Genomic DNA, 14,928 nt, shown 5'->3' with positions numbered 1-14,928 from the left:
TAGCGTGCCACGCGGTCAGCGGCCCGGGGAAGACAGAACAACAGTGGCATTCACCTCCTGTAGACCTCACAGACCAGTGGCCGACGCCCCGCACCACAACCCGGCGAGATCTTGGAAGCTTGCGGCCCTTATGAGGGCCGTTTCCTTCCAAGATCTCGCCGGATCGAGCGCGCGCTCAGGGAGTTGACGTGGGTTCCGGGGAAGCGGTGGGGGTGGCACTGCCGGTGGGCGCGAGTGCGGGCGGAGCGATCGACGGCGAGGCCGGCGGACCGAACGGGGCCAGCTCCGGGCAGTACGGGTAGGTGTTACGCATCTCCGGCACCGCGCCGGCGTCAGCCATGCAGCTCGGCCAGCCGAGCCGGATCGGCACGCCGTTCTGGTCGAAGAGCCGCGCGTCGCGAATCAGCCGCCCCTGCTGGTCGTAGACGAAGACGTCCTCGATCCGGTCGTACCTGTGGTCCACCGACGTCTGCTCGTAACTGCCGTAGCTGTCGGTGTCGGCGCGCTCGTCCACCTGGGCCAGCACGGCGAAGGAGAACAGCAGCAGCGCGGCGGTGGCGATCTGGTGCAGTTGGCGCCGCCACCCGGTGATCCCGGCGGATCGGCGACCCCACCACATGGACGCGACGATCGCGCCGATGAGCAGCAACAGCCCCGTCGAGCTGTTGCCGTCCAGCCGGGGCACCAGGCCGGACCGGCCGTCCACCATCCACGCCACGATCAGCGCGGCCAGCCATCCGCGCACCAGCCACCAGGCCGGGCGCAGCGGACGCAGGAAGTCGCTCACCGTCTCGTGCCCGAGGACCGGGCCAAGCTGGCGGTCGAGCAGACGCAGCTGGGTGGCCGCCTCCCGCCGGGCCTCGGCGAGGCGGTGGAAACGCGCCGGCCGCCGGCTCGGCTGGGCACCGGCGACGGCGCGCAGCTCGGCGGCGTACGCCTCGGGGGCGCCCAGGCGGTCGACCAGCGTGCCCTCGCCCTCGGCGGCAACCTCGGCGAGGTGTTCCGGCAGTTCCTCGGTCAACTCGTCGCGGACCTCCGGCGGCAGGTCGGCGAGCGCGRCCCGCACCCGGTCGACGTAGTCCGTGATCTCCTGCCCCATGACGGTCATGCCGCCATCCCCCGATCGTCGAGCAGCGCGTCCATGGTGGTGGCGAACGAGCGCCAGGTCTTGCCGGAGCGGGTGAGCTGGTCACGCCCGGCGGCGTTGAGCGAGTAGTACTTGCGGTGCGGCCCGGACTCGCTCGGCACCACGTACGTGGTGAGCAGACCGGCCGCGAACAGCCGGCGCAGCGTGCCGTAGACCGAGGCGTCGCCGACCTCGGTGAGACCGGCCTCGCGTAGCCGCCGCAGGATGTCGTAGCCGTACCCGTCCTCGTCCTTGAGCACGGCGAGCACCGCGAGGTCGAGCACGCCCTTGAGGAGCTGCGTGGTATCCACGCTCCGCACAGTAGTGCGCAATACGCACTACCGTCAACGACACAGCACCTACAGGCGGGCGGTCCATCCGATGAAACGGTCGAACAGGTCGGCCCTTTTTGTTGACCAAGGAGTTGGCGTCCCCGGAGGCGTCCGGATCGGACACAAACTCCTTGATCACCGCCGGAAGGGGCCAGAGGGCTAGGCGAGGCTCCAGGCGATGCCGTCGAGGATGTCGTGCTCGGAGGCGACCACCGACGGCATCCCGGCCCGCTCCATGATCACTCGCAGCACCAGCGCGCCCGCGCCGATCACGTCGGCCCGCCCCGGGTGCATCACCGGGTACGCCAGCCGCTGCTCACTGCTCTTGCCCAGCAGGTCGGCGGTCACCTCGGCCACCTGCTCGTACGAGACGCGGGCGTGGTGGATGCGGCTCGGGTCGTACTCCTGGAGCCCTTGCGCCAGCGCGACCACTGTGGTGACCGAACCGGCCAGCCCGACCAGCGTGGCGGCCTCGCGACCGGGCACGGCGGCGAGCGCGCGGTCGACGGCGGCGGCGATGTCGGCCTCGGCGGCGGCGATCTGCGCCGCGGTCGGCGGGTCGCCGTGCAGGTGGCGCTCGGTCATCCGGACGCAGCCGATGTCCACCGAGATCGCGCCCCGGACGCCGTCGGCGCGGGTGCCGACGACGAACTCGGTCGAGCCGCCGCCGATGTCGACCACCAGGTACGGCGGTTCGGCGTCGGCGGGCAGGCCGCGCACCGCGCCGGTGAACGACAGGCGTGCCTCCTCGTCGCCGGTCACGACCTCGGGCGGTACGCCGAGCGTGCGCTCGACCATCGTCCGGAAGTCGGCGGCGTTGGAGGCGTCCCGGGAGGCCGACGTGGCGCACATGCGGACCCGGTCGGCACCGGACTTCTCGATCTCGGCCGCGTAGTCGGCGAGCGCCACCCGGGTCCGCTCGATGGCCTCCGGGGCGAGCATGCCGGTCTGGTCGACGCCCTGCCCCAGCCGCACGATCTCCATCCGCCGGCTGACGTCCACGAGCGGCGCCGTTTCCCCGGCCGAGGGGTCGGGCAGGTCGGCGATCAGCAGTCGGATCGAGTTGGTCCCGCAGTCGATGGCTGCCACACGCGCACTCACGGCGCCCACCCTACGGCAGCCCGCCCGGGGCAGCTCAGAGGCGCAACAGCATGCGGGAGTTGCCCAGGGTGTTGGGCTTGACCCGTTCCAGGTCCAGGAACTCCGCGACACCCTCGTCGTACGAGCGCAGGAGCTGCTCGTAGACCGGCTGCGGCACGGGCGCGCCGTCGATCTCGCGGAAGCCGAACGAGCCGAAGAAGCCGGTCTCGAACGTGAGCACGAAGATCCGGGCGATGCCCAGGTCGCGCGCCGAGTCGATCAGCTCACCGACGATCCGGTGCCCGATCTTGTGGCCCCGGCAGGACGGGTCGACCGCCACCGTCCGGATCTCGGCCAGGTCCTCCCACATCACGTGCAACGCGCCGCATCCGACCACCGTGCCGTCCGGCGTCACCGCGACCCGGAACTCCTGCACGTCCTCGTACAGCGTCACAGTCGCCTTGCTGAGCAGCCGCCGGTCGTCGGTGTAGGTGTCCACCAGCCGCCGGATGCCGCGCACGTCGGCGGTGCGGGCCCGGCGCACAGTGATCTGGTCGGCGCTCATCTCACTCCGCCGGCACGTCCACGCAGGGGCCGGCGGCCCACCACTTCTCCACCAGCGCCAGCGTCTCGTCGCCGAACGGGTTGACCCCCGGCCCGGCGGCGAGCGCGTGCCCCAGGTGCACGTGCAGGCACTTCACCCGCCCCGGCATGCCACCGGCCGAGATGCCGGCGATCTCCGGCACCTCGCCGATCGCCTCCCGGCGGGTCAGGTAGTCCTCGTGCGCGGCCCGGTAGCGCGCGGCCAGCTCCGGGTCCTCGGCGAGCCGCTCGGCCATCTCCTTCATCAGCCCGGCCGACTCCAGCCGGCTGCACGCCGCCGTGGCACGCGGGCAGGTCAGGTAGAACAGCGTCGGGAACGGCGTGCCGTCGGCCAGCCGGGGCGTCGTCTCCACCACGTCGGGCAGGCCGCACGGGCACCTGTGGGCCACCGCACGGGTGCCGCGCGGCGGGCGTCCGAGCTGCGCGGCCACCGCGGCCAGGTCGGCCTCGGTGGCCGGCTGGCGTTCCGGCGGGGGTACGGAGTCCGCCGCCGGCTCCTGCGGTGGTACGACGCTCAAGGTTGTGCCTCTCGAATCAAAGCTCACTTGTCCTGGCGCTCGGCGTTCGCCGCCCGCACGCTCGACCACAGGGTGTCGTACCAGGGCTCCGGCGCGGTCGGCGCCCCCGGCTTCGCGTCCTTGCCGGCGTCCTTGGCCGCGCCCTCCGGGTCGGAGAGCACCACCAGCAGCGTCTCGCCCGGCTTGCCCATGAAGAACCGCTCCCGGGCCTGCGTCTTGACGTACTCCGGGTCTTTCCACTTGGCCGCCTCGGCGGTGAGCCGCTCGATCTCGGCCCGCTGGGCGGCCTGCGCGGCCTCCATCCGCTCGATGTCCGCCTGCTGGTCCAGGTAGACCCGGACCGGATAGGTGTACGCCAGCGCGAGCGCGATCAGCACCGCGAACAGCACTGTGGCGCGCCCGGTGAAGCGCCGGGGTTGGGGTGCGGTGAGCCGCTTGACCGGACCACCGGCAGCGGTACGCCGGGCCGCGGCGGGGCGGCTCGCGGAGCGTACGCCGTCGCTGGCCCGGGACGCGCCGGGTGACCGGCCGGCGGCGCGCGTCTCCGCGCGGACGCCGTTGTCGCGGGCCGTGGACCGGACCCGGGCGCCGCCCGTCCGGCCGGGCTGACCCGGCCGACGGGCGGGCCGCTGGCCACCCGGTGTGCGGCGCTGCTGCATCGTCACACCCCTCCCCCGGAGCGCTCGCTCAGGCCGAACGGTAACGCGGGAACGCGCCGGCGCCGGCGTACCGCGCCGCGTCGGCCAGCTCCTCCTCGATCCGCAGGAGCTGGTTGTACTTGGCCACCCGGTCGGAGCGGGCCGGGGCGCCGGTCTTGATCTGCCCGCAGCCGGTGGCGACGGCCAGGTCCGCGATGGTGGTGTCCTCGGTCTCGCCGGAACGGTGGCTCATCATGCACTTGAAGCCGGCCCGGTGAGCCAGGTCGACGGCGTCCAGCGTCTCGGTGAGCGAGCCGATCTGGTTGACCTTGACGAGCACCGCGTTGGCGGCCTGCTCCGCGATGCCCCGGGCGATGCGCTGCGGGTTGGTCACGAACAGGTCGTCGCCGACGATCTGGATCCGGTCGCCGAGCGCGGCGGTCAGGGTGGCCCAGCCGCTCCAGTCGTCCTCGGCCAGCGGGTCCTCGATCGACACGATCGGGTAGTCGCCGGCGAGCTTGGTGTAGTAGTTGCTCATCTCCTCGGCGCTCTTCGCGGTGCCCTCGAACGTGTACGTGCCGTTGTCGAAGAACTCGGTGGCGGCCACGTCGAGCGCGAAGACGATGTCGGTGCCGAGCCGGTAGCCGGCCTTCTCCACCGCCTCGGCGATCAGGTCCAGCGCGGCGGCGTTGGTGGGCAGGTTCGGGGCGAAGCCGCCCTCGTCACCCAGGCCGGTGGACAGGTCCTTCTTCTTCAGCACCGACTTCAGCGCGTGGTAGACCTCGGCGCCCGAGCGCAGCGCGTCCCGGAACGTCGGCGCGCCGATCGGCGCGATCATGAACTCCTGGATGTCGACGTTCGAGTCGGCGTGCGCGCCACCGTTGAGGATGTTCATCATCGGCACCGGGAGCAGGTGCGCGTTCGGGCCGCCCAGGTAGCGGAACAGGCTCAGCTCGGCGCTGCCCGCGGCGGCCTTGGCCACGGCCAGGGAGACGCCGAGGATGGCGTTCGCGCCCAGCTCGCCCTTGTTGTCCGAGCCGTCGATGTCGATCATCTTCTGGTCGATCAGCCGCTGCTCGCTGGCCTCGTAGCCGATGAGCTGGTCGACGATCCGGTCCTCGATGTTGGCGACGGCCTTCTCGACACCCTTGCCCAGGTAGCGGTCCTTGTCACCGTCGCGCAGCTCGACCGCCTCGAAGGCGCCGGTGGAGGCGCCGGACGGCACCGCGGCGCGGGCGATCGTGCCGTCGTCGAGCCCGACCTCGACCTCGACCGTCGGGTTGCCCCGCGAGTCCAGGATCTCCCGGGCGACGATTCCCTCGATGGTTGCCACTGAGTCGCTCCTCGTTTGTGTGGTTCCGGTCCGATATGGGCCGCGACGGTGCGGCTGAGGCAGGTGTTGAACGCAGCGTATCGGTCCCCGCCCCGCCGTACGCCGCTCGGGGCGGCCCCCGAGGCGCTTGCTGAGACGGACATTCCCGGATTACCGGTCGTCAACCGGCAACCGGTTTGCGAGAGGTTGCGTCGATCGACAAGGCTGGGCATCATGCCTGCCGCCTCGACGACTCTCCGCGTGCTCGCCGCCTCGGTCATCGCGTCGCTCTCGGTCACCGGCTGCCAGGCCCTGGACGACGCGGGCGTCGCGCTCGGTCGGGCCGACCTGGTCAACGACCTCGCCGCGCGGATGGACCGGGCGCTGGAGCAGACCTGGGCCGCCGACTACCAGCTCGACGGCGGTCGCACCGCCTCGATCGCGCAGACCAGGAAGCCGCTGCGCTCCACGTACACCTGGCCCGGCGGCAAGATCACGGTGACCCAGGAGTCGGTGACCCGGTGCGCGAGCACCGCCGCCCGCACCTCCTGCACCGTGTCTCCGCCCGTGCTCACCGCCGGAAAGCCCTCGGTGATCGTCTACGACGAGGCACGCAAGCAGGGCCTGGTCACGCCCCCGGCGGTGATCCGGCTGCTCACCGAGGCCGCGCTCGCGCCGGACGCGGTCATCGAGCAGAGCGACACCACGCTGGCCGGGCACCATGCCACCTGCGTGAACGTCACCCACGACGGTGAGCGCTTCAGCACCTGCGTGACGAACGAAGGCGTGCTGGGCAGCTTCTCCGGCACGATCGACGGCAAGCCGGCCGAGGTGACGCTGAGCCGCTACACCGAGAGCGTCGAGGCCGCCGCGTTCGCCGTGCCGGCCGGCGCGGGTGTGGTGGACCGCCGACCCGCCACGTCGTGACCCCGCCCGACGGCGCCGGGTTCCGGCCCGCCGCCGATCACGGGCGGCCGCCGCAGCCGGGCGACCTGGCGCTGCCGGTCGCCGGCCGGAAACTGCTGACCGGCCCGGACGCCGCGCAGCCGCTGCGCATCGGCGCGCTGCCCGGCGACCTCGCCTGGACACCCGTCGGCACGCTCGACGGCACCCCGGCATGGGCGGCCGAGGTCACCGACCCCGAGTCGCTGCCCGGCCGGTGGCGCGGCTGGCGCGGCCTCGCCGCCGAACTGCCCGCACCCCACGCCGACCTGGCCGGGCGGGCGCTCGCCGTGGTCACCTGGCGGCGTACGCACAGGTGGTGCGGGGCGTGCCGGGCCGAACTGGCCGACGTGCCGGGCGAGACCGCGCGGCGCTGCCCGGACTGCGGGCTGACCGTGTTCGTGCCGCTGTCCGTGGCGGTACTGACCGCTGTCACCCGCCCCGGCCCGGCCGACGGAGCGGGCGAACTCCTGCTGGTCCGGCACGCGCACGGCCCGACCGGTTTGTGGGCGCTCGTCGCCGGGTTCGTCGAGGCCGGCGAGTCGCTGGAGGCGGCGGTGCACCGCGAGGTCGCCGAGGAGGTCGGCCTGGCCCTGCGCCGCCCCGCGTACGTGGACAGCCAGCCGTGGGCGCTGACCGGACCGGGCACACTGCTCGCCGGGTTCACCGCCGAGGTGACCGACCCGGCCGCAGAACCGGTGGCCGACGGCACGGAGCTGACCGAGGCGCGCTGGTTCCCGGTCGACGCGCTGCCCGCCGAGCTGCCGCCCGCGTACTCCCTGTCGCGCTGGCTGATCGACGCGGTCGCCGCCCGCCGGTGAGCCCTCACACCCCCAGCAGGGTGCGCAGGTGGCGCGGCGGCGGGCAGTCGTACGCCAGCATGGCGTCGTGCCAGTCGCGCACCGGCACGCCGTCCGGACGGGCGGCGGCGATGTCGGCCATCTCGCTGTAGCCGACGAAGTACGTCGACAGCTGCGTGGAGGTGAGCAGCGCCCGCCGCCACTTGCCGGCCGCCTCCCCCTCCTCCTGGAAGCCGCGCCCGGTCATCAGCGCCATCGCCTCGGACTCGGGCAGGTCGTCGCAGTGCACGAGCTGGTCGAGCAGCGCGTTGATGGTCATCCGCAACTGCATCTTGAGCTGCTGCAACCGCACCGGCAGCCCGCCGAAGCCGAGCCCGGCCATCAGCTCCTCGGTGTAGACCGCCCAGCCCTCGATGAACACGCCCGACTCGGTGAGCGCGCGTACCCGCGTCGGCCCGTCGTAGCGGCGGGCGTGGGCGAGCTGGAGGAAGTGGCCGGGCATCGCCTCGTGCACGGTCAGGTTGCGGATCATGTGGTCGTTGTACTCCCGGTAGAACGACTCGACCCGCTGCGCCGGCCAGTCCGCCGGGGTGGGCGCGATGCAGTAGAACGTCGGCACGTCGGCCGTCTCCAGCGGCCCCGGCGAATCGCAGTAGGCGACCGCCACACCCCGCGCGAACTCCGGCATCTCCTGGATGACACACGGGTCACCGACCATGCTGACCAGGTCGTGGTGGCGCACGAAGTCACTCGCCTCGTCCAGCGTCACCGAGGCGAGGTCGACGATGGTGGCGTCGTCCGGGTGCTCGGCGGCCAGCAGGTCCAGCGCCCGGCGTACCGTCTCGTCGTCGGCCGGGCCACCGACCAGCTCGACGGCCGCCGCGCGGATCTCCTCGGTGACCCGTTCCAGGTTGGCCCAGGCGCGGCGCTGCACCTCGGCGGCGCTCAGCTCGGTGTCGAGCGTGTGCCACAGCCGCGCCTCCCAGCGCCGCCGGCCCAGCCGCGGGTCACGCCCCGGGCCCGCGTCGGCCGCCAGACCCTGCCGCAGCCACGCCACGAACTCCTCCAGCGCGGCGATCGCCTCCGTGGCCGCCGGGCCGACCCGGTCACGCAGCGCCGGCGCCTGGGCGAGCAACGCCGGCACCTCGTCGCGGATCAGCGCCGCCGTGCCGGTGAACTGCCCGACCGCCGTCTCCGCGTGGATGCGCGGCATGTCCCGCAGCGTCGCGCGCGCCGTCGCAAGCGCATCGGGTACGGCCGACAGGCGCCCGGCGAGGCTGGTCAGGCGCTCCTCGGCGGGGGCGAAGGGACGGGCCAGCAGGGCGTGCAGCAGCGGCCCCGGATTGTGGCGCAGCGGATCCCACTCGTGGGCGCGGATCTCGGTGGCCTCGAACAGCCCTCTGTCGATCATGCTGGTGAGCAGCGCGTGGTCGACGCTCTCCGCCACGTCGAGCGCGTCCGGGTCGATCTCGGCGAGCGCGTCCGCCGCGTCCTTCAGCATCGCCTGATCGGCGGCGAGCGCGTCCGCGGACAGATCGGGCAGCCGGTCGTCGTAGCGGTGGTCCCCGGCGGAGGTGGCCAGCCCGGGCCGGCTCTCCAGCAACGCCTCCACGATCCGCTCCGCCAGCGGTACGAACGACTCCATACCCGGCACCCTACCGATCACCCCCGACCCCTTCCCCGACCCAGCTCCCGCCCGCCGGGCCACCCTCCGCGTTGATCAAGGAGTTCGCGCCCGCCGCGACCCCAAACTCCTTGATCACCGACACGGCCCGCCGGGTGGCTGGGCAGATCTTGGTACGGAACGGCCCCTATGAGGGCCCTTTCGTACCAAGATCTACCGCCGATCCCGAGATGCGGTCTACGAGTCTCGGGAAGCGAGAGGGCTCGAATCAACCCCCATCAGCCTGTCCCGCCACCACGCAACCCGACCCGGCAGCCCTCCGCGATCTTGCACTTCCTGCCCGGACGGAAGGGACATTTGCGATGCCCAGTGGGCCGCAAGTGCAAGATCGCGGGGCGGGAGGGCGGGAGGGCGGGGCTGGAGGGCGGGAGGGGTGGGCGGGGTCAGGTGGGGCGTTCGGCGGCTCGGACCGCCTCGGCGTACGCCAAGGTGGCACGACGCAGGGCGGCCTCCGGGTCGATGCCGGCCTGGCGGGCGGCGGCGACAGTTGCCAGCAGGCTCGCCCCCAGCCGCGCTTCCGGGTCCACCTGCGATTCGGCCAGCGGGGGCGGTACGGCGAGGCCGACCCGGCCGGCGCGGTCCAGGATCTTCGCGGCCAGCGCGAGCGCGGGCTGGCTCAGCGCGATGCCGTCCAGCACCGATTCGCGGGTCTTCTCGGCCCGCTTGATCCGTTCCCAGTTTGCCTCGATCTCCTCGATCGAGCCAACCGGCTCGCCGGAGAACACGTGCGGGTTGCGCCGCACCATCTTGTCGACGAGCGTTCCGGCCACGTCGTCGACGGTCCAGCTCTTGCCGTCCGGCAGGTCCTCGGCCAGCCGGGCGTGCAGCAGCACCTGGAGCAACACGTCGCCCAGTTCCTCGCGGAGCGCGTCGGTGTCGTCGGCGCTGATCGCGTCGTACGCCTCGTAGCACTCCTCCAGCAGGAACCCGGCCAGGCTGCGGTGGGTCTGCGCCCGCTTCCAGGGGTCGCCGCCCGGGGAGGCCAGCCGGTCCATCACCTCGACCGCGTCGAGCAGCCGGGCGCCGGGCGGGTCCCACGAGCCGTACATCAGTTCCAGCTCGGCCAGCCCGGGCTCGCGGGCCAGCCGCAGCCCCAGCTCACGCRCCAGCGTCTCGTCGCCGGCCGGGCCGGCCAGCCACACCGCCCCGCCGTGCGCGGCGGCGGCGTCGAGCAGCGCCTGGGTCGCGCCCTCGGTCACCACGCTCACCTCGGCGCCGGCCGTCCGGACCGCCCGGGTCAGCTCGCTCTCCGCACCGGCGAGGACCGGCGCGGAGCGTACGGCGTCCCAGGCGGCCGAGGTCAGCAGGCTGGCGGGCAGCCGGGGTGAGGTGACGAGCAGGACGATGCGGGCGGTCATGCGGTTCCGGGAGCCGGCGAACCACCGGCCGGCGCCTCCGGCGTCGAGATGTCGGTGACCGGGCCGTCCTGGCTGACGTAGGGCAGCGAGTAGAAGACGAGCGACTGGCCGGTGTTGACGAGCGACGGCACGGCGCTCACGCCGAACCGGGGGTTGACGCTGACGTCCACCTTCTCGGCCTGCTGCTGCAGCGCGTTGCTGAGCGCGGTGGCGCTCCGGACGAACCCGGCCTCGCCGAACGCCTGCCGGACCTGGTCAACGGTCAGGCCCGGCTGGATCGCCCCGGTCTTCTCGATGGCGCGGTAGACGGCCATCAGGGACTCGTCGCTGAGGTCGGCCGGCGGCAGGTTCTGCTGGAGGGTGGCGGAGAGGTCCACCCACTCGCCCCACAGCTTCGTGTACTCGGTGGTCGCCGGCATCCGCAGCGGCTGCTGAAGCTGCTCCGGGGACACCTCGTCGGTGACCTGGAGGCCCTTCTCGGCCGCCACGCGCTTGCCGAGGTCGAGCGCGACGAGCAGGTTCAGCACGTCCTGCCGGGTCACCGGGGACCGCAGCTCCTCCGGCGACGGCGTCTGCGGCGCCTGGTTCCGGACAGCGTCCGCGTACTGCCGCTGCGCGTCGTCGTAGATCGCATCGACCCGCTCGACGGAGTAACGGGTGTCTCCGACGTAGGCGGCGACGTCCGGGGCGGACCGGCCACAGGCGGCGAGAGAGAGCGCGGCAAGGGCCGCGACGCTGACGGCGACGAGGGAACGACGTGCACGCATGTGGCTCACTCTCTCACGCCCCGTACCGGCCTGTGACTCCACCCACCTCATCGCGCACCCGCCGGGACCGCACGAGCCAGCTCCTCGGGCTTGCCCAGGACATCCGCCAGGAGCTGCTCGCACCACTCCAGCAACGCCTGGTCGCGCAGCGGCTCGCCGCCGATCCGCCGGGTGCTGGGCCGGGGCACGCTGACCTGGTCGAGCGCCTGCTTGTAGACCGAGTCCGGGTGGTAGCGCTTGAGCCGCATCTGCTTCGAGTCGGGCAGCGGCAGCGGGCCGAACCGGATGTGCTTGCCCTGCATCGACACGTCGGTGAGCCCGTAGCGGCGGGCCAGCAGCCGGAACCGCGCCACCGCGACCAGGTTCTGCACCGGGGCGGGCGGCTCGCCGTACCTGTCGGTCATCTCGGCGACCACCTCGCGCAGCCGCTCGGCGTCGCGGGCCTCGGCGAGCTTGCGGTACATCTCCAGGCGCAGCCGCTCCACTCCGACGTAGTCGTGCGGCAGGTGCGCGTCGATCGGCAGGTCGACCTTGACCTCCGTCTCCTCCTCGGTGCTCTCGCCCTTGAACGCGGACACCGCCTCGCCGACCATCCGGACGTACAGGTCGAAGCCGACGCCCTCGATGTGGCCGGACTGCTCGCCGCCGAGCAAATTGCCGGCGCCGCGGATCTCCAGGTCCTTCATCGCCACGTACATGCCCGCGCCGAGTTCGGTGTGCTGGGCGATGGTGGCCAGCCGCTCGTGCGCGTTCTCGGTGAGCGGCTTCTCCGGCGGGTAGAGGAAGTACGCGTACGCCCGCTCGCGGCCCCGGCCGACCCGGCCGCGGATCTGGTGCAGCTGGGCCAGGCCGAGCAGGTCGGCCCGCTCCACGATGAGCGTGTTGGCGTTCGGGATGTCGATGCCGGACTCGACGATGGTGGTGCAGACCAGGACGTCGAACTCCTTCTCCCAAAAGCCGACCATCACCTTCTCCAGCGCCTCCTCACCCATCTGGCCGTGCGCCACCGCGACCCGGGCCTCCGGCACCAGCTCCCGCAGCTTGCGGGCCGTCTTCTCGATCGACTCGACCCGGTTGTGCAGGTAGAAGACCTGACCGTCCCGGAGCAGCTCGCGGTGGATGGAGGCGGCCACCTGCCGGTCGTCGTACGCGCCGACGAACGTGAGCACCGGGTGCCGCTCCTCCGGCGGGGTGGCGATGGTGGACATCTCCCGGATGCCGGTGATCGCCATCTCCAGCGTGCGCGGGATCGGGGTGGCCGACATGGCGAGCACGTCGACCGAGGCGCGCAGCGTCTTCAGGTGCTCCTTGTGCTCGACGCCGAACCGCTGCTCCTCGTCGATGATCACGAGGCCGAGCTGCTTGAACCGGGTGGACGCCTGGAGCAGCCGGTGGGTGCCGATGACGATGTCGACGGTGCCGGCGGCGACCATCTCCAGCGTCTGCTCGGTCTCCTTCGGCGTCTGGAACCGGGACAGCTGCCGGATCGACACCGGGAACTGGCTCATCCGCTCGGCGAACGTGTTGTAGTGCTGCTGCACCAGCAGCGTGGTCGGCACCAGCACCGCCACCTGCTTGCCGTCCTGCACCGCCTTGAACGCCGCCCGTACCGCGATCTCGGTCTTGCCGTAGCCGACGTCGCCGCAGATCAGCCGGTCCATCGGGACGGTCTGTTCCATGTCCCGCTTGACCTCCTCGATGGCGGCCAGCTGGTCCGGCGTCTCCTGCCAGGGGAAGGCGTCCTCCAGCTCCCGCTGCCACGGGGTGTCGGGGGCGAAGTTGTGCCCCTTGGACGCCTTGCGCGCGGCGTAGAGCTGGATGAGCTGCGCGGCGATCTCGCGGACCGCCTTGCGCGCCCGCGCCTTGGACTTCTGCCAGTCCGAGCCGCCCATCTTGTGCAGCGTGGGCTGCTCGCCGCCGACGTAGCGGGAGAGCTGATCGAGCTGGTCGGTCGGGACGAAGAGGCGGTCGCCGGGCTGGCCGCGCTTGCTCGGCGCGTACTCGATGACCAGGTATTCGCGGCTGGCGCCGTTGACCGTGCGCTGCACCAGCTCGACGTACCGGCCGATGCCGTGCTGCTCGTGCACCACGAAGTCGCCGGCCTTCAGCTCCAGCGGGTCGATGGTGTTGCGCCGCCGGCTGGGCATCTTGCGCATGTCGCGGGTGGAGGTGCCCCGGCCGCCGGTGACGTCGTTGCCGGTGAGCAGCACGAACTTCGACGCCTCGTCGACGAAGCCGGCGGTCAGGCAGCCGCACGACACGAGCAGCTCGCCCGGTGCGGGCGCGGTGGGCACCTCCTCGGTGAGCCGGGCGCCGAGACCGGCGTCACGGAGCACCTCGACGGCCCGCTGGGCGGGGCCGTGCCCCTCGAAGACCAGCGCGATCGACCAGCCCTCGCCGGCCCAGCGCTTCAGGTCCTCGACCACCCGGGCCGTCTCGCCGTGGTAGAGCGGGGCCGGCTGGGCGGCCAGGCTCACCGCGATGGCGTCGTCGGGGGTGACGTCGACCTCGGCCGGCGCGTCCTCCCAGGGCTGCCGGGCCGGTGCCGCGTCCGCCTCGACCAGGCCGAACGGCGCGAGCGTCCACCAGGGCTGGCGCAGGGCGCGGGCTGCCGTGCGTACCTCGGCCAGGGTCTTGAAGGCGGCGGCGCCGAGGTCGACCGGGGCTTGGCCGCCGACGGCGGCTGCGGCCCAGCTGGCCTGGAGGAACTCCTCCGAGGTACGGACCAGGTCGTGCGCGCGGGTGCGGATGCGCTCGGGGTCGCAGAGGAGTACGTGGGTGCCGGCCGGCATGCAGTCGACGAGCAGTTCCAGCGCGTCGGCGCCGATCAGCACCGGCGCGAGGGACTCCATGCCCTCCACCGGGATGCCCTCGGCGAGCTTGTCCAGGATCTCGGCCAGCTCGGGGTGCTCGGCGGCGAGCGCGGCGGCCCGCTCCCGCACGTCCGTGGTGAGCAGCAGCTCGCGGCACGGCGGCGCCCACATCTGCGCGACGCCCTCGATGGTGCGCTGGTCGGCGACCGCGAACGTGCGGATCTCCTCCACCTCGTCGCCCCAGAACTCGACCCGGGACGGGTGCTCGTCGGTGGGCGGGAAGACGTCCAGGATGCCGCCGCGTACCGCGAACTCGCCGCGCTTGGTGACCAGGTCGACCCGGGCGTACGCCATGTCGGTGAGCCGGCGGGCGACCTCTTCCAGGTCGGCCTCGTCACCGGCGGCGAGCTGGACGGGTTCCAGGTCGCCGAGGCCCTTGAGCTGCGGCTGGAGCAGCGACCGGACCGGCGCGACCACGACCCGCAGCGGCCCGGTGCGGCCGTGCGCGTCGGCGGCCTCCGGGTGGGCGAGGCGGCGCAGCACGGCGAGGCGCCGCCCGACCGTGTCGGAGCGGGGCGACAGGCGCTCGTGCGGCAGCGTCTCCCAGGACGGGAAGACCGCCACCTGCTCCGGCGGCAGCAGGCTGCCCAGCGCGGAGGCCAGGTCGTCGGCCTCCCGGGTGGTGGCGGTGACCGCGAGCACGGGACGGCCCGCGCCGCCGGCCGGCTCGTCGGAGGCGACCGCTGCCACCGCGAACGGGCGCAGCGCGGCGGGGGCGGTGAGGTCGAGCCCGTCGACCTGCGCGGCACCGGAGCGCGCCAGGTCACGCGCCCGGGCCAGCCCCGGGTCGGCCAGGGCGGCGGAGAAGAGTCCGGTGAGCATCAGTGATCACTTCCAGCGGATCGACACACGACGACGACCCCGCGTCCAGCCGGACGGGGGGTGCACCGTTCGA

At 72.8% G+C, this 14,928-nt stretch carries 13 protein-coding genes; 2 read left to right on the top strand and 11 right to left on the bottom strand.

Annotated features, from left to right (window positions below; genetic code table 11):
- Nucleotides 1-175 precede the first annotated feature (175 nt).
- The 7 genes from A8711_RS03360 to eno all read right to left on the bottom strand — a co-directional run bounded on the left by A8711_RS03360 (nt 176) and on the right by eno (nt 5,630).
- On the bottom strand, nt 176-1,108 hold the full coding sequence (locus tag A8711_RS03360) for a hypothetical protein (RefSeq protein ID WP_069087418.1): 933 nt from the start codon (nt 1,106-1,108) through the stop codon (nt 176-178).
- A complete protein-coding gene (locus A8711_RS03355) occupies nt 1,105-1,437 on the bottom strand; it encodes a PadR family transcriptional regulator (RefSeq protein WP_030271259.1) in 333 nt (110 codons plus the stop codon). Before A8711_RS03355 ends, A8711_RS03360 begins: the two co-directional genes overlap by 4 nt.
- Before the next feature lie 180 nt (nt 1,438-1,617).
- Nucleotides 1,618-2,547: a Ppx/GppA phosphatase family protein gene (locus tag A8711_RS03350; protein ID WP_064447682.1), complete on the bottom strand. Its 930-nt coding sequence runs from the start codon at nt 2,545-2,547 to the stop codon at nt 1,618-1,620.
- A gap of 46 nt (nt 2,548-2,593) precedes the next feature.
- Nucleotides 2,594-3,103 (bottom strand): amino-acid N-acetyltransferase, encoded by a 510-nt coding sequence (locus tag A8711_RS03345; protein ID WP_043326570.1) that lies wholly within the window; start codon nt 3,101-3,103, stop codon nt 2,594-2,596.
- A gap of 1 nt (nt 3,104) precedes the next feature.
- A complete protein-coding gene (locus tag A8711_RS03340; RefSeq protein WP_064447681.1) occupies nt 3,105-3,659 on the bottom strand; it encodes a DUF501 domain-containing protein in 555 nt (184 codons plus the stop codon).
- A 23-nt stretch (nt 3,660-3,682) separates the two neighbouring features.
- Complete coding sequence (locus A8711_RS03335; protein WP_043330639.1) at nt 3,683-4,318, bottom strand: septum formation initiator family protein; 636 nt, start codon at nt 4,316-4,318, stop codon at nt 3,683-3,685.
- Nucleotides 4,319-4,346: 28 nt separating this feature from the next.
- Complete coding sequence (eno, locus tag A8711_RS03330) at nt 4,347-5,630, bottom strand: phosphopyruvate hydratase (RefSeq protein ID WP_069087417.1); 1,284 nt, start codon at nt 5,628-5,630, stop codon at nt 4,347-4,349.
- Between the two features lie 213 nt (nt 5,631-5,843).
- Between eno and A8711_RS03325 the strand changes: the two genes are divergently transcribed.
- Both A8711_RS03325 and A8711_RS03320 read left to right on the top strand, forming a co-directional pair.
- A complete protein-coding gene (locus tag A8711_RS03325) occupies nt 5,844-6,536 on the top strand; it encodes a hypothetical protein (RefSeq protein WP_064447679.1) in 693 nt (230 codons plus the stop codon).
- Nucleotides 6,533-7,372, top strand: coding sequence for an NAD(+) diphosphatase (locus A8711_RS03320; RefSeq protein WP_069087416.1), 840 nt, complete (start codon nt 6,533-6,535; stop codon nt 7,370-7,372). Before A8711_RS03325 ends, A8711_RS03320 begins: the two co-directional genes overlap by 4 nt.
- Nucleotides 7,373-7,376: 4 nt before the next feature.
- Here the strand turns inward: A8711_RS03320 and A8711_RS03315 are convergent, their stop codons facing one another.
- The 4 genes from A8711_RS03315 to mfd all read right to left on the bottom strand — a co-directional run bounded on the left by A8711_RS03315 (nt 7,377) and on the right by mfd (nt 14,855).
- Nucleotides 7,377-8,996: a DUF885 domain-containing protein gene (locus tag A8711_RS03315; protein WP_043326581.1), complete on the bottom strand. Its 1,620-nt coding sequence runs from the start codon at nt 8,994-8,996 to the stop codon at nt 7,377-7,379.
- A 422-nt stretch (nt 8,997-9,418) separates the two neighbouring features.
- Nucleotides 9,419-10,393 (bottom strand): nucleoside triphosphate pyrophosphohydrolase, encoded by a 975-nt coding sequence (locus A8711_RS03310; protein WP_069087415.1) that lies wholly within the window; start codon nt 10,391-10,393, stop codon nt 9,419-9,421.
- Entirely contained in the window at nt 10,390-11,160 is a 771-nt protein-coding gene (locus A8711_RS03305; protein ID WP_069087414.1) for a SurA N-terminal domain-containing protein, read from the bottom strand. Before A8711_RS03305 ends, A8711_RS03310 begins: the two co-directional genes overlap by 4 nt.
- Before the next feature lie 47 nt (nt 11,161-11,207).
- Nucleotides 11,208-14,855: a transcription-repair coupling factor gene (gene mfd / locus A8711_RS03300; protein WP_069087413.1), complete on the bottom strand. Its 3,648-nt coding sequence runs from the start codon at nt 14,853-14,855 to the stop codon at nt 11,208-11,210.
- Nucleotides 14,856-14,928: the final 73 nt, after the last annotated feature.

Origin of the sequence: Micromonospora sp. II, assembly GCF_001709195.1 — a bacterium.
Classification (GTDB): domain Bacteria; phylum Actinomycetota; class Actinomycetes; order Mycobacteriales; family Micromonosporaceae; genus Micromonospora; species Micromonospora chalcea.
Note: the sequence above shows the minus strand (reverse complement) of the source record. Positions and strands in the feature narration are given on the sequence as shown.

What these genes read in the sequence shown, in the direction of transcription:
- A8711_RS03335 (WP_043330639.1), bottom strand. Translation starts at nt 4,318, where the DNA reads ATGCAGCAGCGCCGCACACCGGGTGGCCAGCGGCCCGCCCGTCGGCCG.
- A8711_RS03305 (WP_069087414.1), bottom strand. Translation starts at nt 11,160, where the DNA reads ATGCGTGCACGTCGTTCCCTCGTCGCCGTCAGCGTCGCGGCCCTTGCC.
- A8711_RS03325 (WP_064447679.1), top strand. Translation starts at nt 5,844, where the DNA reads ATGCCTGCCGCCTCGACGACTCTCCGCGTGCTCGCCGCCTCGGTCATC.
- A8711_RS03315 (WP_043326581.1), bottom strand. Translation starts at nt 8,996, where the DNA reads ATGGAGTCGTTCGTACCGCTGGCGGAGCGGATCGTGGAGGCGTTGCTG.
- A8711_RS03345 (WP_043326570.1), bottom strand. Translation starts at nt 3,103, where the DNA reads ATGAGCGCCGACCAGATCACTGTGCGCCGGGCCCGCACCGCCGACGTG.
- mfd (WP_069087413.1), bottom strand. Translation starts at nt 14,855, where the DNA reads ATGCTCACCGGACTCTTCTCCGCCGCCCTGGCCGACCCGGGGCTGGCC.